Here is a 22,048-nt window from a genome sequence, read left to right as displayed (position 1 = left end):
ACGACCATTCGTGCCGGTGGTGCCAGTCGGGTATAGTCCAGCCGCTCCGGCCGCTCCCCAGATCATGTCCAGCGTCGCACCCACCGTCTCCGTTGCCTTGTGTACCTGGCAGGGTGAGCGCCATGTCGCCGCCCAACTGCGCAGCATCGCCGCGCAGAGCGTACTGCCGACACAGGTGGTGGTGGTCGACGATGCTTCTGCCGATGGTACCTGGGCCGTGCTCCTGCACGAGGCTGAAGCGCTGCGTGCGGCCGGCATCGAGGTGGTGCTGCGGCAGCAGGAGCAGAACGTCGGTTACGTGCGCAATTTCGAAACCGCGTTGTCGGCCTGCAGCGGCGACATCGTCTTCCTGTGCGACCAGGACGATGTGTGGCATGCGGACAAGGTCGCCACCTTCCTGCAGGCGTTCGCCGCGCGGCCCACGGCACAACTGCTGCACAGCGATGCACGGCTGGTCGATGCGCAGGGCCGGCCGCTGCCGGCAACCCTGTTCCAGGCGCTGTCGATCAGCCGCCGCGACCTGGACCGTGAACACCGCGGTGAAGGCTTCGAGCTGCTGATGGGCCGCAATCTGGTGACCGGCGCCGTGACCGCGCTGCGGCGTGGCCTGATCACGCAGGCGCTGCCGGTGGCCAAGGGCTGGATCCACGACGAATGGCTGGCGCTGGTGGCGGCGGCAAGCGGTGGCCTGGACAGCATCGAAGCGATCACCACCGACTACCGGCAGCATGGCGACAACCAGGTGGGCGCGCGCCAGCGCGGGCTGCTGGAGCGGGCCGTGGGCAGTGGTTCCGCGCGCCGCACCTACCTCGCGGCGGCGTTGGCCCGCCTGCGCTCGTTGCAGGAGCAGGCGCGGCTGGGCCGGCCGGCACTGGATGCCGCACAGTTGGCGACACTGGACCAGCGTCTGCGCCATGCCGAGGCGCGGGCCTGCGCGCCAACCCGGCTGCCGTCCCGCATGCTGCACATCGCCCGTGAGCTGGGCAGTGGCCGCTATCATCGTTTTTCCAACGGCCTGCGTTCGGCGGCCAGCGACCTCGTGCAGGGAATCCAATGACTTCGCAGATGCCGGCAGCGCGTGCTGCCTTCGACGCGCACCGCGTCTGCGCCGTGATCGTTACTTATGGCCCCGATCCGGAGTTGCTGCGGCGGGTGGTCGACAGCGTGCTGCAGCAGGTCGGGCATCTGGTGGTGTTCGACAACGGCAGCCGAGGTGTGGATGTGAAAGCGCTGCTGGGCGCGGCGCCCGGCATCAGCCTGCTGGCCTCGCCGCACAACGTCGGGCTCGGCAGTGCGCTGAACCGGTCGTATGAGCAGGCGCAGTCATTGGGGTTCGACTACGTGCTGCTGATGGACCAGGACAGTGTGCTGGAGCCAGGCATGGTCGACGTGCTGGGCACCGCGCTGGTCGAGCTGGCGGGCAATGAGCGGATCGCTGCGGTGGGACCGCAGTTCCGCGACGCACGCAGCGGCATGCTGGCCCCGTTCGTCCGCTTCGGCTTCCCCTTCAACCACAAGCTGCGTGGCGGCCCGGGCCAGCGCATCTCCTGCGACTTCCTCATCACGTCCGGATCGCTGGTGCCGATGTCGGCGCTGCGTGACATCGGTGCGATGGACGAAAGCCTGTTCATCGACAACCTGGACATGGACTGGTGCTTCCGCGCCAAACGCAGTGGCCACGCGCTGTACGGAATCTGCGATGCGCAGATGAGCCACAGCATCGGCGAGGAACTGCTGCCGTCGCGGGCGAAGCCGGACGGCGTGATCGTGCACAAGCCGTTCCGCCTGTATTTCATCATGCGCAACCGCGTGCTGCTCTACGGGCGCGCCTATACGCCGCGGGTCTGGATCGCGCAGGACGTGCCACGCCTGCTGCTGAAGCTGGTGGGCAACGGGCTGTTCCTGGCGCCGCGCTGGATTCGGTTGCGGTTCATGTTGAAGGGGCTGTGGGACGGCATCCGCGGCCGGGCCGGTCCGCTGCCGCCGGGCCATCGCTGAACGGACGACCGATCGAACCTGTCTTGGGGAAAGGGCTGGGGTAGACTCCGCTGACGCCCCTGCCATGCTTTTCCCGTGCCCCGACGCTACGATTCCGACGACCACGACGATTTCGACGACGACGACCAGGAGGGCGGCAGCTCGCCCTGGCGACGCAGGCTGATCACCTGGAGCATGGCAGCGGTCGCACTGGGACTGGGTTTCCTGATCCCGTACACCCTGTACCTCAACCAGCAGGTGACCCAGCGTTTCGGAGAGCTGCGCTGGCAGATCCCGACCCGTGTCTACGCCCGCCCGCTGGTGCTGACGCCCGGCAAGGCGATGGATGCGGCGACCCTGAAGACCGAACTGGCCGCGTCCGCCTACCGCGATGACGGCGAAGGCAGGGAGCCGGCCACCTACGCGGTGAAGGGTGGCCGCTTCGTCATTGCCAGCCGTGGCTACGCCGACGTCGATGGCCGGGTGGCCGCACGTCGCGTCGAGCTGTCGCTCGCTGGCGGCACCGTCGCGTCGCTGCGCGATGCCGACAGCCGCAAGGCGCTCAAGGCCGCCCGCCTGGATCCGGCACGCATCGCCACGCTGTACGGCCAGAAGCAGGAAGAGCGTCGCCTGATCCGCATGGACGAGGCGCCGGACCTGCTGGTGACCGGCCTGCAGGCGGTGGAGGACAAGGACTTCAACCGCCATCACGGCATCGACCTGTCGGGCATCGCCCGTGCGGTCTGGGTGACCGTCCGTTCCGGCGGGCAGAGCCGGCAGGGTGCGTCCACGCTGACCCAGCAGCTGGCCCGCAGCGGCCTGCTCGGCATCGGCAAGGAGCAGACCCTCACCCGCAAGTTCAATGAAGTGCTGTATGCGTTGATCATGGAAGCGCGTTACGACAAGCGCACCATTTTCGAGGCGTATCTGAACCAGGTGTACCTGGGCCAGCGCGGCAGCCAGGCGATCCATGGCATGTCCTCCGGCGCCGAATTCTGGTTCGGCCGCGACCTGTCGTCGCTGGAAACCGAGCACATCGCGCTGTTGATCGGCCTGGTCAAGGGCCCGTCCTACTACGACCCGCGGCGCAACCCGGAACGGGCGCTGGATCGTCGCAACTTCGTGCTGGGCAAGCTGCGCGAAGCGGCGCTGATCGACGATGCCGAATACCAGCGGGCGCTGAAGGCTCCGCTGGGGGTGCCGAAGACACCGGGCCTGGTCGCCGCCAACCGCTTCCCGGCCTATGTCGATCTGGTCCGTCGCCAGCTCGGCCACGATTATCCCGAGTCCGCACTGCAGGGCGCGGGCCTGAGCGTCATGACCGGCATGTCGCCGTCCGCGCAGGCCTACGCCGAAGGCGCTGTGACCCGTACCATCAAGTCGCTGGAGAGCAAGCGCCGTCCCGAGCTGCAGGCCGGCATGGTGCTGACCGACGTGCATAACGGCGACGTGCTGGCAGTGATCGGCAGCCGCGAGGTCTCCGAGGTCGGCTTCAACCGCGCCATCGAGGCGCAGCGCCCGGTCGGCTCGCTGCTCAAGCCGTTCGTGTACCTGCTGGCGCTGGCCCAGCCGGACCGCTACTCGCTGGCGAGCTGGGTTGACGATTCGCCGGTGACCGTCCAGTTGAGCCGTGGCCGCAACTGGAGCCCGGGCAATGCGGACAACCGCAGCCATGGCACCGTGCGGCTGATCGATGCGCTGGCCAATTCCTACAACCAGGCCACGGTGCGGGTCGGCATGCAGGTCGGTCCAGAGCGTGTGACCCAGCTGATCCACGTGCTGGCCGGCATCAAGGCCGAACCGAATCCGGCCGTGATTCTCGGCTCGACCGACCAGAGCCCGTATGCGATGGCGCAGCTGTACCAGTTCCTGGCCTCGGGCGGCGAGATCCAGCCGTTGCACGCGGTGCGTGGCGTGCTTGATCCGCAGGGCAAGCTGCTCAAGCGCTATGACAAGTCGCCTGCGCCGGCACAGGAAGGCGATTCGATCGCGGCCAACCTGATCAGCATCGGCCTGCAGCAGGTGGTTGCCAGCGGCACCGCGCAGCGCCTCAACGCAGACGGCCTGGGCCGCCTGCAGCCGGCCGGCAAGACCGGTACCACCAATGATGGCCGCGACAGCTGGTATGCCGGCTACACCGGCGACCACCTGGCGGTGATCTGGATGGGCAACGACCAGAACGAGCAGGCCGGGCTGTATGGCGCCACCGGTGCGATGCGCGTGTGGTCGGGCATCTTCCAGCGCCTGCCGAGCGCGCCGCTGCGGGTCAGCAACAAGGGGCTGGACTGGCAGCCGATCGCCGCCAGCGGCACCAACAGTACCGATGAGGGCTGTCCGGGCGCGCGGCGCTTCCCGTTCGTGGTCGGCTATGCGCCGGCATATGCGCCCTGCGCGCCGGCGGTTTCGCCCGAAGCCCAGGACGGCGCCGGCAGCGAAGGCGGTGGCTGGCGCAGCTGGTTCGGCCTGGATCGCAAGCCGGAACCGGCGGAAGAACCCGCAGCCGCGCCGGCGGCGACCACTCCTCCTCCGAGTCGATGAATCCGATGACGCTTCGAACTTTCCTGCATCCGCTCACCCTGGCCGGCCTCACTGTGGTGCTGGCCGCCTGTGTCAGCAGCGCGCCGCCGGTGGTCAAGCCGGTCGCCGCTACCACCACGCCGGTGCAGCGCCTGGCTGCGGTCGAAGCGGCGGCGGGACCGGATGACAAGGAACTGTCGGTGCAGCCGCTGCGCGATCCACAGGTTGAGGATCTGCGCCAGACCGCGCTGACGCAGCGCCAGGCCAACGATCTGCCGGCCGCCGCCGCCAGCCTGGATCAGGCGCTGCAGATCGTCGCCGCAGACCCCGCAGTGCTGCAGGAGCGGGCCGAAATCGCCCTGCTGCAGGGCAAGTGGTCGGAGGCGGAGACGTTCGCGCGCAAGGCCATCGATCTGGGGTCGAAGACCGGGCCGCTGTGCCGGCGCCACTGGGCGACGATCGAGCAGTCACGGCTGGCGCGCGGGGAGAAGGAGAACGCGGTGTCGGCGCATGCACAGCTGGAAGGGTGCACGGTACCGGGCATCAAGCGGTACTGAGGTATTCCCCTCCATCGGGCGCGTCACACGCCGCGCGGGCCGCGGGCGAGAACAGGAAGATCAGAAGCCGGTCGCGCGCTCGCGATGGGGTCAGAGCCGTTTTCCGAAAGGAAACGGCTCTGACCCCTTCCAGTTCAGTCGAGCAAGCTCGACGCTACAAACGGGTGCCGGGCAGCGCCCGGCCCGGTATCCTTTCCGTCTGATGTCCGACCTTGTCCACGCCAGCCGCGAAGCACTCAGCGCAGGCGGCGCGCTTGCCTCGCACCTGGATGCCTTCGTCCCGCGTCCGGCACAGCTGCGCCTGACCGAGGCCATCGCCGATGCGCTGCAGCAGCGCGACCTGCTGCTGGCCGAGGCCGGCACCGGCACCGGCAAGACCTTCGCCTACCTGGTGCCGGTGCTGTTGTCCGGCCTGCGTACGATCATTTCCACCGGTACCCGTGCATTGCAGGACCAGCTCTACCATCGCGACCTGCCACGCGTGCGCCAGGCACTGGGGGTCGGCCTGCGCAGCGCGCTGCTGAAGGGGCGTAGCAATTACCTGTGCCGTTACCGCCTGCAGCAGGCGCGTGGCGAGCCACGCTTCTCCAGCCCGGAGCAGGCGGCGCAGTTCCAGCGCATCCTGGCCTGGTCCGGTCGTTCCGAACATGGCGACATCGCGGAACTGGAAGGCCTGGCCGATGACTCACCCTTGCTGCCAATGGTTACCTCCACCGTCGACAACTGCCTGGGCACCGAGTGTCCGTTCTGGGATGACTGCTTCGTGGTGCGCGCGCGGCAACGCGCTCAGGCTGCGGACGTGGTGGTGGTCAACCATCATCTTCTGTTGGCCGATCTTGCGCTGAAGCAGGAGGGCTTCGGAGAGCTGCTGCCGGGCGCACAGGCCTTCGTCATCGATGAGGCGCACCAGTTGCCTGAACTGGCAGCGCAGTTCTTCGGTGAGGGCTTCGGCATGCGACCCTGGCAGGAGCTGGGCCGGGACTGTCTGGCCGAGGCGCGCGGTGTCGGTGGCGCACAGTCAGCGCTGCAGGCGCCGGTCGATCAGCTGCAGGAGGCACTGCGTGCGCTGCGCTCGGCAATGGATGGCCTGCCATCCCGTGGCACGCAGTGGCGCGCACTGGCGATGCCGCAGGTGCGCGATGGCTTTGATGCGGTCATGACCGGTCTGGTGAATCTGGAGCAGGCGCTGCAGCCGCTGCGCGAAGCCGCCGCAGGCCTCGACGCTTGCCACGCACGGGCGCGCGAGGCGGTATCGCGTCTGGGGCGCTGGCTGGGCGATGACGAACCGGCGCTTGATTTCGATGCCGACCCTGCGCAGGCGGCGAGCGCCGATGTGCTCTGGTACGAACTTACCCCGCGCGGATTCCGCTGCCAGCGCACGCCGATGGATGTGTCCGGTCCGCTGCGCGAGCATCGCGAGCGCAGTCGTGCCGCATGGATCTTCACGTCGGCGACGCTGACCGTCGGTGGTGGCTTCGATCACATCGCCCGCCGGCTCGGCCTGGATGATCCGCAGACACTGGTCCAGTCCAGTCCATTCAACTGGCCCGAGCAGGCACTGTGCTACCTGCCCGAAGGCCTGCCCGATCCCGCCGCGCGGGGGTTCGGCACCTCGCTCATCCAGGTCCTGCGGCCGGTGCTGCAGGCCTCGCAGGGCCGTGCATTCCTGCTGTTCGCCTCGCACCGGGCCCTGCGCGAAGCGGCTGAGGCGCTGCGCGATGGGCCGTGGCCGCTGTTCGTGCAGGGCGAGGCGCCACGCGCCACCTTGCTGCAGCAGTTCCGCGATTCCGGCAACGGCGTGCTGCTGGGCTCGGCCAGTTTCCGCGAAGGGGTGGACGTGGTCGGCGAAGCATTGAGCGTCGTGGTGATCGACAAGCTGCCCTTTGCCGCGCCGGACGATCCGGTCTACGAGGCGCGGCTGGAGGCGATCCGCAGCCAGGGGGGCAATCCGTTCCGCGACGAGCAGCTGCCGCAGGCCGTGATCGCGCTGAAGCAGGGCGTCGGCCGGCTGATCCGCAGTGAGAGTGATCGCGGCGTGCTGGTGCTGTGCGACCCGCGGTTGCTCAACCGTGGCTATGGCCGGGTCTTCCTCGACTCGCTGCCACCTTTCCGCCGTACCCGCAGTCTGGCCGATGTGCAGTCCTTCTTTGCGCCACAATGGCACCCCGCCACCGATGCTGGGGCGCCGGACGTCCCTGTGGCGGCCACGCACCCTGCCCCGGGTGGCACGTTCCCCCTGTTCTGATCCGACCCGATGAAACTGCTCGCCTTTGAAACCGCCACCGAAGCCTGTTCCGTTGCCCTGCACGTGGACGGGCAGGTCCTGGAACGCTTCGAGATCGCCCCGCGTCGGCATGCCGAGCTGAGCCTGCCGTGGGCCGACGCGCTGCTGGCCGAGGCCGGTATCAGCCGCCGCCAGCTCGATGGCATCGCACTCAGTCGTGGTCCGGGTGCCTTCACCGGGGTGCGCCTGGCGATCGCCCTTGCCCAGGGCATCGCACTGGCGTTGGACCGTCCGCTGCTGCCGGTATCGACCCTGCAGGTGCTGGCGCTGCGTGCGCCGGCAGAAGAAAGGCAGATCCTGTCGGCGATCGATGCACGGATGGGCGAACTCTACGTCGCGCGTTTCGAGCGCGTGGACGGCCTGCCGATGCCGTGCGATGCAGAGCGGGTGTGCGCACCGGCCGCAGTAGCGTTGCCGGACGATCTGTCGGTGTTCGGTGTCGGCACTGGATTTGGTGCGGCCGAGGGCGCGCTGGTCACGCAGCTGGGGGCGGGCCTGCGGGGGTTCGACGCCGCGGCGCTGCCGCGGGCATCGGACGTGCTGGCGTTGGCGGTGCCGGCCTTGGCACGTGGCGAGGGCATCGCGCCGGAGAGGGTGGAACCGGCCTACCTGCGCGACAACGTGGCCTTGACCCTGGTCGAGCAGCAGGCCGCGCGCGAGGCCAAGGCGAAGGCCAACGGCTGAGCCTGCACAGACGTACCTGCGGCGTCCCCACCGCCCGGCACCGCCCCGCCAGGCGTCACTACACTGACCGCCGCTTTTGCTGTTGACGTTGCTGTTGCCGTTGCCTTCAGCGGGTCCCGGGCCGCAGGCCCGGGCAATATCCCTACCGGTCGTCGCGCAGTTCGCCGCCGGGCAGGAACACCCACGTGCGGGTGACCTGCAGGATGTCGATCCCGTCCTCGGTACGCGGCAGCGGCGGGAACGGCTGTGCCAGCGTCACCACCCGCAGCGCGGCCTCATCCAGCAGCGGTGTTCCGCTTGAACGCAGGATGCGGCTGCTTTCCACACTGCCATCGCGACGCACGCCAACGCTGATGACCACCTGGCCGCCGAGACGGCGTTGCCGTGCCTCGTCCGGATAGTTCAGGTTGCCCACCTGCTCGGCGCGGTCGACCCAGGCGCGCAGGTAATTGGCATAGGCATACTCGCGCGTGCTGGCCGAGACGAATTTGCGGTTCGGTCGCTTGGCGTACTGCGCCGAGCGCAGGTGGACCTCGGCCGCCAGTCGCGCCATCTCCGCATCGCGCTGCTCGCGTGCGGTCATCGGTGCGTCCGGCACCGGTTCCAGTGGCGTTGGCTGGGCCTGCGCACGTGCCACCGTGTCCTGGCCATTGCGGCTGCTGACCACGCGGGCCTGCGGCGGTGGCACGGGCGCTGCGGATTGCTGCTGCTGTGGCACCGGGCTGACCCCGGCCTGGGCCTGCGGCACGATCCCGGCCTGGTTGTCGCGCGGACGCTGCGCGCGGTCGTGGTCACCGCCGCCTTCCTGGCTGGCGGCGGCCAGGAAGTCCGCCTGCTTCGGCGTCAGCGCGGTGCGGGTCTGGCTGAAGATCACTTCCAGCGTGGGCACCAGTGGGGCCTCGCCCTTCACGGCGAAACCCACCCCCAGGATCAGCAGGACGTGGACCAGCACCGACAGGGTGAGGGTGGCACCCAGCCGCTGCGCTTCGCGCGGCGGCGGTGGCAGGACGGCGGGTGCGGCGGGCATCAGCGCAGGCCGGCCTCGAGCGCGTCGAACAGCGTGCCGGCGATGTTCAGGCCGTACTGCGCGTCCAGTTCGCGCACGCAGGTGGGGCTGGTGACGTTGACTTCGGTCAGGTAGTCGCCGATCACATCCAGGCCAACGAAGCGCATGCCGCGGCGCTTCATTTCCGGTCCCACCTGCGCGGCGATCCAGCGGTCGCGCTCGCTCAGCGGACGGCCTTCGCCGCGCCCGCCAGCGGCCAGGTTGCCGCGGAACTCGTCGCCCTGCGGAATGCGCGCCAGGCAGTAGTCGACCGGCTCGCCGTCAATCAGCAGGATGCGCTTGTCGCCAGCACTGATGTCCGGGATGAACTTCTGTGCCAGCGCCAGCCTGCGTCCGCCATCGGTCAACGTTTCCAGAATCACGTTCAGGTTCGGGTCGCCCTGGCCGCTGCGGAAGATCGAGCGCCCTCCCATGCCATCCAGGGGCTTCAGCACGGCCTGGCCATGTTCCAGCGCGAAGGCCTTCAATGCCTTGGCGTCGCGGCTGACCAGGGTCGGCGGACAGCACTGCGGGAACAGCAGCGCGGCCAGTTTCTCGTTGTAGTCGCGCAGGCCCTGCGGATTGTTGACCACGCAGGCGCCGGCCGCAGCGGCCACGTCCAGCACCTGGGTGTCGTAGACGTATTCGGCATCGACCGGCGGATCCTTGCGCATCAGCACGATCTGGCCGGGACCGAACTCGGTCCGGCTGAACCCGCCCAGCTCGTACCAGCCGGCGGGGTCGTCGCGGACCCGCAGCGGGGCGGTCTGGGCCACCGCCACGCCACCTTCCAGGGCCAGTCCGCCCGGCCGCACGTAGTGCAGGGCATGGCCGCGGCGCTGGGCTTCCAGCAGCATGGCGAAGGTGGTGTCCTTGGCGATCTTGATGTGGGCGATGGGGTCCATCACCACGATGACGTTCAACGGCATGGGCGCACCTGTCAGGCAAGGCGTTGATGGTAGCGGCAACGCCCGCCGTGCGCCTCCCTGCCGCGATGCAACGCTGCGTCCGTCCGCCGGGCCGCGCACCGTATGCGAACCCCGTCACGTTCAGCCCGGTAGCACGGCCCGCGTGACGGGCCGGCCTTGAAGCGGGCGCGGAAAGTGCGATATAGATACGCTTTCGTAGCGGCCCCCGCCTGAGACCGGGCCGTGCGCTTGGGGATAGGCAATGACTGAAAACACGACTGCGGGCGGGGAACTCGCAGGACTCCGGGTGATGGTCATCGATGATTCGAAGACCATCCGCAGGACTGCGGAAACGCTGCTCAAGCGCGAAGGCTGCGAGGTGGTCACCGCCACCGACGGCTTTGAAGCGCTGGCGAAGATTGCCGACCAGCAGCCGCAGATCATCTTCGTCGACATCATGATGCCGCGTCTGGATGGCTATCAGACCTGCGCGCTGATCAAGGGAAACCAGCTGTTCAAGGCGACCCCGGTGATCATGCTGTCGTCCAAGGACGGCCTGTTCGACAAGGCGCGGGGGCGCATCGTCGGGTCGGAGCAGTACCTGACCAAGCCTTTTACGCGCGAAGAACTGCTGGGTGCCATCCGCACATACGTCAACGCCTGACCAGGGGGGAAAGGCACAATGGCTCGTATCGTCCTGATCGAGGATTCACCGACCGACCGCGCGGTGTTCACCCAGTGGCTGCGCCGTGCCGGCCACGAGGTGCTGGAAGCGGACAACGCCGAGGATGGCCTGCAGCTTGTCCGCGACCAGGTGCCGCAGCTGGTGCTGATGGACGTGGTCCTGCCGGGCATGAGCGGTTTCCAGGCCACCCGGGCGATGGCCCGCGACGCCGCGACCCGGCACATCCCGGTCATCATCGTCAGTACCAAGGCGATGGAGACCGACAAGGCGTGGGGGCTGCGCCAGGGTGCGGCCGACTACATCGTCAAGCCGCCGCGCGAGGATGAACTGATCGCGCGGATCAACGAACTGGTGGCCTGATGCGCTCGCCTTTCGACATTCTCGAAGCCTACGAACGGCGCAGCCTGGCCCATGCGGTGCAGCTGCCGGGCCGGCAATTCGTCCAGGACCTGTGGCGAGGCGTCGGCTATCGCGTCGGCCAGCGCCGGCTGGTGTCCGATTTCCGCGAAGTGGTGGAGATCGTGCCGATGCCGCCGGTCACGCCCGTGCCCTGCGCGCAGCCCTGGCTGCTGGGCGTGGGCAACCTGCGCGGCAACCTGTTCCCGGTGGTCGACCTGAAGTACTTCCTGGAAGGCACACGCACCGTGCAGCAGGAAGGGCAGCGCGTGCTGATCATGCGCCAGGCCGGCGGTGACGTCGCACTGACCATCGACGAACTGTTCGGCCAGCGCAGCTTCGAAGCCGACCAGCAGATCGAGGCCGGCAGCCTGGCCGAGGGTCGTTACGGGCACTTCGTCGAGCGCGGTTTCCATGCTGACGGCCAGGACTGGGGCGTGTTCTCGCTCTCGCTGCTGTCGCGCACTCCTGAATTCCGGCAAGCCGCGGCCTGAGGCCGGGCATCGCCCCCTGCACTGAAGATCGAGGTTGAACGATGAGTACTGCTTCGGACGCCACCAAGACCGGCAAGCTTCGGCTGGGCGGCAGCAACCTCTGGCTGGCCCTGCTGCTGGCATCGATGATCCTGTTCGGCGTCAATACCGGCGTGGCGACCTGGCAGGGCAGCCGCCTGGCCGATGCCGGTTCCAAGGCCGCGGACCTGCAGGTGCTGTCGCAGCAGCTGGCCAACCAGGGGCGTGACGCGGTGGGCGGCAATGCCCAGGCGTTCACTGCCTTCAAGGCCACCCGCAACGCGATCGAACAGAATGTCTCGACGCTGCAGGGGCGCTACGGCAAGGAACCGGGCGTGTCGCGGGCGATCTCGACGCTGGGTGAAACCTGGGCGCCGCTGGGCAAGCAGGCCGGGCAGCTGGTCGCCAGCGAGCCGGCGGTGCTGGCCCTGGCCGGCAATGCCAACAACTTCACTGGCGCGGTGCCGGGGCTGCAGGCGCAGCTGAACGAGGTGGTGCGCGCGATGTCGGCTTCGGGTGCACCGGCCGCGCAGGTATACAGCGCGCTGCAGCAGGTCGTGGTGGCCGGCTCGATGGCCCGACGGGTCACCGAAATGCGTGCGGGCGGCTCTTCGGCGGCCGCCGCGGGCGACGCACTGGCGCGTGACATCACCGTGTTCTCGCAGGTGCTCGACGGCCTGCGCAATGGCAACGAGGAACTGGGCATCACCGCAGTGCGTGGCCCGGCCGCCGTGGCCGCGCTGGAGCAGTCGCACACCCAGTGGCAGGCGATGAAGGCCGATGCCGATGCGATCCTGGCCAGCTCGCGCCAGCTGTTCGCCGCGCAGTCGGCGGCCACCGCGCTGGGCCAGGGCTCGGCGCACATGCTGGATGACAGCCGCAAGCTGTTCGAAGCCTTCTCTTCGTTCGGCTCGGTGTCCGATACCCGCCTGTTCCCGAACTTCTGGATCGGTGTAGCGTCCGGTGCGCTGTCGCTGATCGCGATCATCGGTTTCGTCTCCACCAACGTGCGCAGCCGCTCGCGTGAGCAGGAGCTGCGCTACCAGACCCAGGTGGAGTTCAACAGCCGCAACCAGCAGGCGATCATGCGCCTGCTGGACGAAATCTCCTCGCTGGGCGAGGGCGACCTGACCGTCAAGGCGTCGGTGACCGAGGACATGACCGGCGCCATCGCCGACGCGATCAACTACGCCGTCGACGAGCTGCGCCACCTGGTGACGACCATCAACGACACCTCGGCCAAGGTCGCGCTGTCCACCCAGGAAACCCAGGCGACGGCCATGCAGCTGGCAGAAGCAGCCGGCCACCAGGCCAACCAGATCACCTCGGCCTCGGACCGCATCGGCGAAATCGCAGCGAGCATCGAGCAGGTTTCGCGCAACTCGGCCGAATCGGCCGACGTGGCTCAGCGCTCGGTGGTGATTGCCGCCGAGGGTGCCGGCGTGGTCCGCGAGACCATCCAGGGCATGGACCAGATCCGCGACCAGATCCAGGAAACCTCCAAGCGCATCAAGCGCCTGGGTGAGTCGTCGCAGGAGATCGGCTCGATCGTGGAACTGATCAACGACATTTCCGAACAGACCAACATCCTGGCATTGAATGCAGCGGTTCAGGCCGCGTCGGCTGGCGAAGCGGGCCGCGGTTTCGCGGTCGTGGCCGACGAAGTGCAGCGCCTGGCAGAGCGCACATCGGGCGCCACGCGCCGTATCGAGAACCTGGTGCAGGCCATCCAGGCCGACACCAACGAGGCCGTCACCTCGATGGAGCAGACCACCGCCGAAGTGGTGTCCGGTGCACGTCTGGCCGAAGACGCCGGTACGGCACTGACCGAGATCGAGCGCGTGTCCAATGCACTGAACACCCTCATCAAGAACATCTCCATCGCGGCCCAGCAGCAGTCCGCAGCCGCGTCGGACATCACCCGCACGATGGGCGTGATCCGCCAGATCACCGGCCAGACCTCACAGGGTGCCGGACAGACCGCGGAGTCGATCGGCCACCTCGCGCAGCTGGCTGCCGACCTGCGTCGTTCGGTCGCCGACTTCAAGCTGCCGGCGTGACGCGGGCAGGGCGAAGAGCAAGGAACCCGTCGATGAAGCATTTCCATTCCCCACGCCAGATCCAGCGCGGCCTTCGCGCGGCGGCGACCGGAGCCTGTCAATGAGCACTCTGCGCGATGCGATGAGCCACGCAGCGCTGGGTTGGGTCAAGCCCGAGCTGGACGAGACCCTGCGCCAGGTGCGCAACGAGGTCGAGTACTACGCCGAGGATCCGTCCGATGCCAGCCGCATGCGTATCTGCGCCGGCCACCTGCACCAGGTGCAGGGCACCCTGCGCATGGTCGAACTGTACGCCCCGGCAATGGTGGCCGAGGAGCTGGAGCAGCTGGCCAATGCGATCGGCAGCGGCCAGGCGTCTGATCGCGACGAGGCCTGCGCCACGCTGATGCGCGGCAGCGTGCTGCTGCCCGACTATCTGGAGCGCCTGCAGAACGGCCACCGCGACATTCCGATCGTGCTGCTGCCGCTGCTCAATGACATCCGCGCCGCGCGCGGTGCGGCCGGCATCAACGAGAGTGTCCTGTTCGCGTTCGCTCCCGACAGCGTCACCGCCACCGAAGCCGAGCTCGACCATGCTCGCGGCAGCCTGAGCGGGCGCAACCGCGAACTGCTCGATACGGTCGGCAGCGCGGTGAAGGAAGAGCTGCTGCGCATCAAGGATGCGCTGGACCTGCATCTGCGCACCGGCGGTGCAGCGGAACAGCTGCAGACGCAGGCCGACGAACTGGGGGCCGTGGCCGATACGCTGGGCATGATGGGCCTGGGCGTGGCCCGCGGCGTGGTCGTGCAGCAGCGCGACGCGCTGCGCGGCGTGGTCGAGGGCCGCCAGCAGATCGACGAGAACCTGTTGCTGGACATCGCCGGCGCGCTGCTCTACGTCGATGCGTCGCTGGATGACCAGGTTGCCCATCTGGGTGCGGATGGCAGCGGCGAGGATGACCCTGCCGCCGTGGAAAACCGTCGTACCGTCGAGGTGCTGGCACACGAGGCCATCGCCAATTTCGCTGCGGCCCGCGAGCACTTTGTCGCGTTCATCGAAACCAGCTGGAACCACGCGGAACTGCAGGACGTGCCGCGCCTGCTCGGCGACGTCGCCGGTGCACTGCGGATGCTCGACCTGGGGACTGCCGCCGACTACCTGCGCGGCGTGCAGCAGTACATCGACGCCGAGCTGATCGGTCGCCAGCGTGTGCCCAGCGGGCGCCAGCTGGATACGCTCGCCGACGCCATGGCCAGCCTGGAGTACTACCTCGAAGCCCTGCGTGATCGTCGTCCGGGCCGTGAGGACATTCTGGAGATCACCCGCAGCAGCCTGGAAGCGCTGCGCTACTGGCCGCTGCCGGAGCGCGCCGCGATCGACGAGGCGCCGCAGGGCGTGCAGGCGGTCGAGCGCGAGGCGGTTGACCTGCAGGTGATGCCATTGCAGCCCGGCCATGTCGACATCGATGTGAGCACGGCCGCGCCCGCCGTCGGCAGTGTGGCTGCCGCCTTGCCGGACTTCGTGTTCGATCCGCCGCCGGCACCGCCAGTGACCGACAACGGGCTGATGTTCGGTGGGTTGTCAGCACCGGTCGCGGTACCGGGGACGACGCCCGATGCGGGTGGCTCGCTGGTGTTCGCTGCGTCCAGCGCACCGGCCCCGGCCGTGCCGCAATGGGACCTTGCCGCTGTGGAGGTCGGTGCCGGGCACGCGGACGATGCACATGCGCCTGCCTTGGCCAGCGACGAAACGATCGATCCGGCACCGGCCGAGGCACCGCAGTGGACGCTGTCCCAGGTGGACGACATGGCGGATGCACCGTCGGTCTCCGGCGACGACACAGTGACGTTCGCGTCCGGATCCGGTACCCCGGATATCACGTCGGCGCCGGTATTCGATCCGGTGGCCGCCGAGCATGGCGCCGCGGACGTGGCGGCTGATGAGGTCGTATTCCGTTTCGACGCCGGTGCACTGGACAACGCCGACGACGTGCTGTCCTTGCATGCGATGGAAACGCTGGTGCTGGAAGACGACGCAGACCTGCATCCGGTGCTGGACAGCGTTGATGCGGAGCCAACGGATCCGGTCACCCTCGCCGCGGACGCGTCGCCTGCCGCAGATGCAGCACCGGCGGTGGCCCTGATCGAGATTGACACCATCGCACCGATCGATTTCAGCGAGGCCGATGCCCGGTTCTTCGCTGAACTGAGCGCCGCCGCGGAGGACTTCAACCCGCGGGCGATGCCATCGGCCGCCGACGCGCCGGTCGCGATCACGGCTGCGTCCGAAGCGGGCTTCGATGCCGGCTTCGACGATGATGCGGAGAACATCGACGAGGACATCCGTGAGGTGTTCCTGGAAGAGTTCGACGACGAGCGTGCCAACCTCGGAACGCTGCTGCCGGCATGGCACGCGCAGCCGGACAATCTGGACCGGCTGCGGCCGATCCGCCGCATCTTCCACACCCTCAAGGGCAGCGGCCGCCTGGTCGGTGCGCGGACGCTGGGCGAGTTCGCGTGGAAGATCGAAGGCATGCTCAACCGTGTGCTTGACGGCAGCCGTCCGGCCACGCCGGCGGTGCTGGCGATGGTTGATCACGCGCACGCCGCCCTGCCGCAGCTGAGCGACGCACTGCGTCATGGCCAGCGCATCAGTGTCGATCTGCAGGCGATGCAGGCCGTTGCTGATCGCGTGGGTGCCGGCGAAGAGACGTTCTACGTGCCGCTGCCGGCTGCGGCGCCCGTACCGGTCGCGCCGGCGGCGGAAGAAGGCGAGGACGAGATCAGCCGCATTCTCGAAGCGGAAGCGGCGATGACAGCCGACGCCGGGAACGCGACCGCGGTCGAGGGCACTCCGGCCAATATCGACAGCGTGCTGCGCGAGATCCTCGAAGCCGAGGTGGAGGTCCACCAGGCAACCCTGCAGGCGTGGCTGCGCTCGGCGCAGCAGGCACCACAGCCGGTGAGCGATGCGCTGCTGCGCGCCGTGCACACCATGAATGGCGCCTTCGCGATGACCGAGGTGCCGGAGATCACGGCGGTCACGGGCGGCGCCGAATCCTATATCAAGCGGGCCCTGGCTGCCGATGTGGTGCCGGGCGACGAGGGCGTTGCTGCGCTCGACGCGACCGCGCAGGCCATTACCGCGACCATGGAAGCACTGCAGGCGGAGCAGCCGCGCATTGCACCTCAGCCTGCGCTGGTGCAGCGCCTGCAGACCCTGGCCGGCGAGCTGCCGGAAGCGCGCTGGCCGCTGGTGGGGCTGGATGACGAAGAGGCGCTCGCGACCGATGGAGAGCCTGCGCACGAGGTGGACGCGCCGGTTCCTGCCGAGGCGCAGAGCGACATCGACGCCGACACCAACGCCGGGATCGACAGTGCACCTGCTGACACCCATGACGTGCCCGCAGCCGATCCGGCGAAGGACGGACTGGACGTGGCCGAGCTCACGGCCAGTGATGACCTTTCGCGCTACTTCGACGCCGGCTGGCCGTCGCTGGGCGGTACCGGACAGGAGGCCGCAGCCACGCTGCCGCCGGTCGCGCTCGCTGCCGATGAATCCGCAGCGGTCGTGTCGCCGGTGGTCGCCGATGCGCCCCCCGAGCTGGCCGAAGACGCTGCGCTGACAGGCGCGGACGACCTGTCGCCGTACCTGGACGCCAGCGCGCTGCCGGTCGACGACCGTGATGCGGATGAGGCGGCGGACGCCGCCGCGTTCACCGAAACGATCGACCTGAATACGTCGTGGGATGACGTGGACGGGTTCGATGCGGGTGATGACGCTGCTGCACTGCCACTCGACAGCACGCTGTCGAGCCTGCAGGATGACATGGCTGCGCCGGGTTTTGCGGAACCGGTCACATTGGAAGCTGCGCTCGAAGCCGGCCTGCATGTGATCGACGAAGAGCAGACTCCGGCCGACGACGGGCAGTGGTCCGTGCTCGGCCTGCAGGCCAGCGAACTCGCGCCGGGCGAGGCGGATGCCTTTGCCGAGGATGCGGACGTCGGCGGGGAGACGGCGGTCGGTGAAGGAGAGAGCGCCGACCCGCCGTCCCCGGCGACGGTGAATGCCAGGGAATCCCTTGCAGAGCCTGCGGTCGATCCGCAGCCGGCAGCCGCGCCGCCGTCACCGTTCTTCGAGATGGAAGACGCGCCGGGCCAGGGCAGCGGCGCTGCCGGACCGGGCGGTTCCACGCCGGTCGAGGGTCCGGTTGCCGAAGATGACGTGCCGGCACACGAGCCGATCGATCCGATGCCGGAACCGGAACCGGAAGGCAGCGTGGGCGAGGAGCCTGCCGATCTGCTTGACTTCACTGTGTATGACCGCGAGCTGGTCGACATCTTCGTCGAAGAAGGCAAGGACCTGCTTGATCACTGCGATGGCCTGATCAGCGAGCTGCGCGATGCGCCGCAGGACCGCGAAGTGCTCGCCGGCCTGCAGCGTGACCTGCATACGCTGAAGGGCGGCGCACGCATGGCCGGCATCAACGCCATCGGCGACCTCGGCCACAGCATCGAATCGCTGCTGGAGGTGGTCGCGGCGGGGCGCACCGAGATCGAGCGCCGCGACGTGCAGCTGCTCGAGCGCGGTTTCGATCGCCTGCACCAGCTGCTGACCCGTACCGGCGAGCATCGCGTGGTGGAGCCGGCGCAGGACCTGGTCGATGCTTTCGAGGCACGTACCGCCACCGATCCGGCAGCGGCTGCCGCCGTCGGCACGGCTGGCCCGGTGGAGACTGAAACCACCGTCGTACCCGCGAACGTTGCCCTGGTCGATGCACCGCTGTCCGCGCCGTTGCCGGTCGAAAGCACGGTCGAGGACGATCCGCTGGCACGTCCCCAGCAGGAGCAGGTGCGCGTCCGCGCAGATCTGCTCGACCGGCTGGTCAATCACGCAGGTGAGGTGGCGATCTACCGGTCGCGCCTGGAGCAGCAGCTCGGTGCCTTCCGCGGCGCGATGGGCGAGCTCGAACGTACCAACGCGCGTCTGCGCGACCAGCTGCGTCGCCTCGACCTGGAGACCGAAGCGCAGATCGTTGCCCGCTACCAGCGTGAGCAGGACCAGGCCGACCAGAAGTTCGATCCGCTGGAACTGGACCGCTTCTCCACCCTGCAGCAGCTCAGCCGTGCGCTGAACGAGTCCGCCGCCGACCTGGGCGGCCTGCAGGGCGTGCTGGACGATCTCTCGCGGCAGTACGATGCCTTGCTGCAGCAACAGTCGCGCGTCAGTTCGGAGCTGCAGGATGGCCTGATGCGTGCGCGGATGGTGCCGTTCGACGGCCTGGTGCCGCGTCTGCGCCGCGTGGTGCGCCAGGCCGGCATCGACACCGGCAAGCAGGTCCACCTGACCCTGGAAGGTACCCATGGCGAACTGGACCGCAACGTTCTCGACCGCATGGTCGCGCCGCTGGAGCACATGCTGCGCAACTCGGTGGCCCATGGCCTGGAGGCGCCGGAGCAGCGCCGTGCCGCCGGCAAGCCGGAAGAGGGCGAGATTGCCATCCGCCTGCATCGCGAAGGCTCGGAAATCGTGCTGGACGTGGCCGATGACGGCGCCGGCCTGGATCGGGAGGCGATCCGTCGCCGCGCGATCGACCGTGGCCTGCTGGCCGCCGATGCGCAGCCTGCCGATCATGAACTGGACAACCTGATCTTCGCATCGGGCTTCTCCACCGCCGACCAGGTCAGCCAGCTGGCAGGCCGCGGCGTGGGCATGGACGTGGTGCGCAATGAAGTGCGCCAGCTGGGTGGTTCGGTCGATATCCAGTCGGTGCGTGGCCAGGGCGTGCGTTTCACCCTGCGCCTGCCGCAGACGCTGGCCGTTACCCAGGCCGTGTTCGTGCAGATCGGCGAAACCACCTTTGCCGTGCCGGTGGCTTCGGTCAGCGGTATCGGCCGCCTCTCGCGCGAGCGCTTCGAGGCCGCCGACAGCAGCTATCGCTACAGCGGCGAAGACTATCCGCTGTACGACCTGGGCAGCCTGGTCGGCCAGGCACCGGCACGTGCCGAGGGCCAGGCGCAGGTGCCGCTGCTGCTGGTCCGCGCCGGCGACCTGCGAGCTGCCGTGGCGATCGACCAGGTGCTGGGCAACCGCGAAATCGTGGTCAAGCCGGTCGGCCTGCAGATCGCATCGGTGCCGGGCATCTACGGTGCCACCATCACCGGCGATGGCCGTGTGGTGGTGATCCTGGACGTGGCGCCGCTGGTGCGTCGTTACCTGGCCAACCCGACGCCGCCGGTGCTGGTCAACGCGCCGCGTCAGGAACGGCAGGTGCCGCTGGTGATGGTGGTCGACGACTCGCTGACCATGCGCAAGGTCACCGGCCGCATCCTGGAGCGCCACAACTTCGAGGTCAGCGTCGCCCGCGATGGCGTGGAGGCGCTGGAGCGGCTGGAGGAGCGTGTTCCCGACCTGATGCTGCTGGATATCGAGATGCCGCGCATGGACGGCTACGAGCTGGCCACCGCGATGCGCGCCGACCCGCGTTACAGGGACGTTCCGATCGTGATGATCACCTCGCGCAGCGGCGACAAGCACCGGCAGCGCGCTTTCGAGATCGGCGTCCAGCGCTACCTGGGCAAGCCTTATCAGGAGCTGGACCTGATGCGTAACGTGTACGACCTGCTGGGGATCGCCCGTGTCCGAGAGTGAAGCCAACCCGGCCGTCGCCCTGCTGGCCCGGCCTGGCGCGGCGCGTGAGCGCCTGCGCGAAGCACTGGCGCACGCCGACGTGCAGATCGTGCTGGAAGACGACCCGAATGGCCTTGAACCGCAGGCGCTGCATGACGCGCGGCCGCAGTTCGTGGTGATCGCACTGGAAGCGGCGGTCGAGGACGCACTGGAACGCCTGGAGCCCGTGCTGTCGGCCCCCGGCCTGACCCTGGTGTTCGACGAAGCCGAGCTGGCCGCGCGCCGGAACGGCTGGGAGGCGCAGCGCTGGGGGCGTCACCTGGCCGCCAAGCTGCATGGACACCAGCAGGTGCTGCCGCCGGGCGCCGAGGACGAACCGGCCCTGCAGCTGGAGCCAGGCCGTCCTGCGCCGCCACCTGCGCCGCAGGAGGCAGCGCTGCAGACGCACCTGCAACAGGCACACCGCTGGGCCGACGACGTGCCAGCCGATGGCCTGTACGCACCGCCGGCGCAGCTGCATGAACCGGTCGCGTTCGAACACGCTCTGGCCGCGCTGCAGCCGATCGTGCCCGAACCGCCGGAAGCGCCGGTCGCACGGACAGAACCCCCCACGGCACCGTCGGTGACGTTCGATCACACCGCGTGGTCGCTGGTGGACGAGTCGGCCGATGCCGCCACCCCGGCGTACGCCGCAGCGGAGGTCGAGGCGCGCTCATCGTCGTTCGATACCGACCACCTGAGCCTGGTCGACCTGGATGCGGCCGCCCCGCCCGGCGCACGCGCGGGCGCGCTGCTGGTGCTGGCCGGGATCGGTGGCCCTGATGCGTTGCGTCGCCTGCTGGGCGCGCTGCCTTCGGCATTGGCGGTGCCGGTGCTGGTGCACATGCGCCTGGATGGGGGCCGCTACGGCAATCTCGTCAAGCAGATGGCGCGTGTCTCGCCGCTGCCGGTGCAGCTGGCCGAAGCCGGCCAGCGCGCCACGCCCGGGCAGGTGCATGTGCTGGCCGATGACATCGGCGTCCGCGCGGCCAGCGACGGCCTGCATTTCCTGACCGACGCGCAGGGCATCTCGATTGCCGCGTTGCCGGCCCAGTACACCGCACTGGTACTGCTCAGCGGTGCCGATCTGGGCCATGTCGGGCCGGCGCTGGACCTGGCTGCCGCCGGCGCGTGGGTGGCTGGGCAGGTGGGGGAGGGATGCTACGACCCGGCCGCCGCCACCGCCGTGGTGGCCGCCGGCATGGCCGCTGGCGAACCGCAGGAACTGGCGCAGATCATCGCCGCGCGCTGGGGCGAGGGTGACCACAACGGAGAAGCTCCATGAGTTACGCCAGCAACGATGAAATCCGTGGTGTCCTGATCCAGGCCGGCAACGAACGCGTGCTGCTGCCCAATGCCACGGTGGCTGAAATGATGTCGCGGGTGCCGGTGCAGCCGGTGGCCGACGCCCCCCGCTGGCTGGTCGGCGAGATCGCCTGGCATGGCTGGCAGGTGCCGCTGGTGTCATTCGCACGGCTTTCGGGGCTGGGGGACGAGGCAGCCGGTGTCCACAACAAGGTGGTGGTACTGAAGGCGCTCAGCGGCGATCAGCAGCGGCCGTATTACGCGTTGCTGACCCAGAACTTCCCGCAGTTGATCTCGGTGCCGCGCGATGGTCTGCTGGCCGATGCGTCGGAGGAGACCCTGCCGCAGATCGTGCACATGCGCGTACTGCTGGGTGAGCAGAGCGCGCTGCTGCCGAATCTGGACGCACTGGAAAGCGCGCTGGCTTCACTGGCGGCCTGAGGCCGCCCCCCGGACACAGGCCGCCGGG

Annotated in this window: 15 protein-coding genes; 13 read left to right on the top strand and 2 right to left on the bottom strand. The window is 68.8% G+C overall.

What is annotated here, in order from left to right; translation table 11 throughout:
- Window positions 1-64: 64 nt before the first annotated feature.
- From ABE543_RS17135 to tsaB, 6 genes are all read left to right on the top strand, one after another.
- On the top strand, window positions 65-1,057 hold the full coding sequence (locus ABE543_RS17135) for a glycosyltransferase family 2 protein (RefSeq protein ID WP_263175385.1): 993 nt from the start codon (window positions 65-67) through the stop codon (window positions 1,055-1,057).
- Complete coding sequence (locus ABE543_RS17130) at window positions 1,054-1,998, top strand: glycosyltransferase family 2 protein (RefSeq protein ID WP_111186726.1); 945 nt, start codon at window positions 1,054-1,056, stop codon at window positions 1,996-1,998. The genes ABE543_RS17135 and ABE543_RS17130 overlap by 4 nt, the downstream gene beginning before the upstream one ends.
- Before the next feature lie 75 nt (window positions 1,999-2,073).
- Window positions 2,074-4,515: a penicillin-binding protein 1B gene (gene mrcB / locus ABE543_RS17125; protein WP_065174782.1), complete on the top strand. Its 2,442-nt coding sequence runs from the start codon at window positions 2,074-2,076 to the stop codon at window positions 4,513-4,515.
- Window positions 4,512-5,051 (top strand): hypothetical protein, encoded by a 540-nt coding sequence (locus tag ABE543_RS17120; protein ID WP_065174783.1) that lies wholly within the window; start codon window positions 4,512-4,514, stop codon window positions 5,049-5,051. Before mrcB ends, ABE543_RS17120 begins: the two co-directional genes overlap by 4 nt.
- Window positions 5,052-5,253: 202 nt before the next feature.
- A complete protein-coding gene (locus ABE543_RS17115; RefSeq protein ID WP_253118623.1) occupies window positions 5,254-7,296 on the top strand; it encodes an ATP-dependent DNA helicase in 2,043 nt (680 codons plus the stop codon).
- A 9-nt stretch (window positions 7,297-7,305) separates the two neighbouring features.
- Window positions 7,306-8,019, top strand: coding sequence for a tRNA (adenosine(37)-N6)-threonylcarbamoyltransferase complex dimerization subunit type 1 TsaB (tsaB, locus tag ABE543_RS17110; RefSeq protein WP_065174785.1), 714 nt, complete (start codon window positions 7,306-7,308; stop codon window positions 8,017-8,019).
- 142 nt (window positions 8,020-8,161) lie between these two features.
- Here tsaB and ABE543_RS17105 read toward each other — a convergent pair whose 3' ends face one another.
- Entirely contained in the window at window positions 8,162-9,046 is an 885-nt protein-coding gene (locus ABE543_RS17105; RefSeq protein WP_053518928.1) for an energy transducer TonB, read from the bottom strand.
- A complete protein-coding gene (gene gshB, locus ABE543_RS17100) occupies window positions 9,046-9,993 on the bottom strand; it encodes a glutathione synthase (protein ID WP_053518927.1) in 948 nt (315 codons plus the stop codon). The genes ABE543_RS17105 and gshB overlap by 1 nt, the downstream gene beginning before the upstream one ends.
- A gap of 241 nt (window positions 9,994-10,234) precedes the next feature.
- On the opposite strand from gshB, the gene pilG reads away from it, so the two are divergent.
- From pilG to ABE543_RS17065, 7 genes are all read left to right on the top strand, one after another.
- The gene (gene pilG, locus ABE543_RS17095) at window positions 10,235-10,636 is read left to right on the top strand and encodes a twitching motility response regulator PilG (RefSeq protein WP_005418455.1); all 402 of its coding nucleotides are present in this window, start codon (window positions 10,235-10,237) and stop codon (window positions 10,634-10,636) included.
- Between the two features lie 18 nt (window positions 10,637-10,654).
- Window positions 10,655-11,017 (top strand): response regulator, encoded by a 363-nt coding sequence (locus ABE543_RS17090; RefSeq protein ID WP_053518925.1) that lies wholly within the window; start codon window positions 10,655-10,657, stop codon window positions 11,015-11,017.
- On the top strand, window positions 11,017-11,547 hold the full coding sequence (locus tag ABE543_RS17085; RefSeq protein WP_053518924.1) for a chemotaxis protein CheW: 531 nt from the start codon (window positions 11,017-11,019) through the stop codon (window positions 11,545-11,547). The genes ABE543_RS17090 and ABE543_RS17085 overlap by 1 nt, the downstream gene beginning before the upstream one ends.
- Before the next feature lie 41 nt (window positions 11,548-11,588).
- Entirely contained in the window at window positions 11,589-13,625 is a 2,037-nt protein-coding gene (locus tag ABE543_RS17080) for a methyl-accepting chemotaxis protein (protein ID WP_053518921.1), read from the top strand.
- 100 nt (window positions 13,626-13,725) lie between these two features.
- Window positions 13,726-20,256, top strand: coding sequence for an Hpt domain-containing protein (locus ABE543_RS17075; protein WP_346475935.1), 6,531 nt, complete (start codon window positions 13,726-13,728; stop codon window positions 20,254-20,256).
- A complete protein-coding gene (locus tag ABE543_RS17070) occupies window positions 20,243-21,559 on the top strand; it encodes a chemotaxis protein CheB (protein ID WP_346475934.1) in 1,317 nt (438 codons plus the stop codon). The genes ABE543_RS17075 and ABE543_RS17070 overlap by 14 nt, the downstream gene beginning before the upstream one ends.
- Window positions 21,556-22,020: a chemotaxis protein CheW gene (locus tag ABE543_RS17065; RefSeq protein WP_053518915.1), complete on the top strand. Its 465-nt coding sequence runs from the start codon at window positions 21,556-21,558 to the stop codon at window positions 22,018-22,020. The genes ABE543_RS17070 and ABE543_RS17065 overlap by 4 nt, the downstream gene beginning before the upstream one ends.
- Window positions 22,021-22,048 lie beyond the last annotated feature (28 nt).

It is taken from the genome of Stenotrophomonas sp. TWI169 (assembly GCF_039674705.1).
Classification (GTDB): domain Bacteria; phylum Pseudomonadota; class Gammaproteobacteria; order Xanthomonadales; family Xanthomonadaceae; genus Stenotrophomonas; species Stenotrophomonas maltophilia_P.
This window is presented reverse-complemented; position numbering and strand designations above follow the sequence as displayed.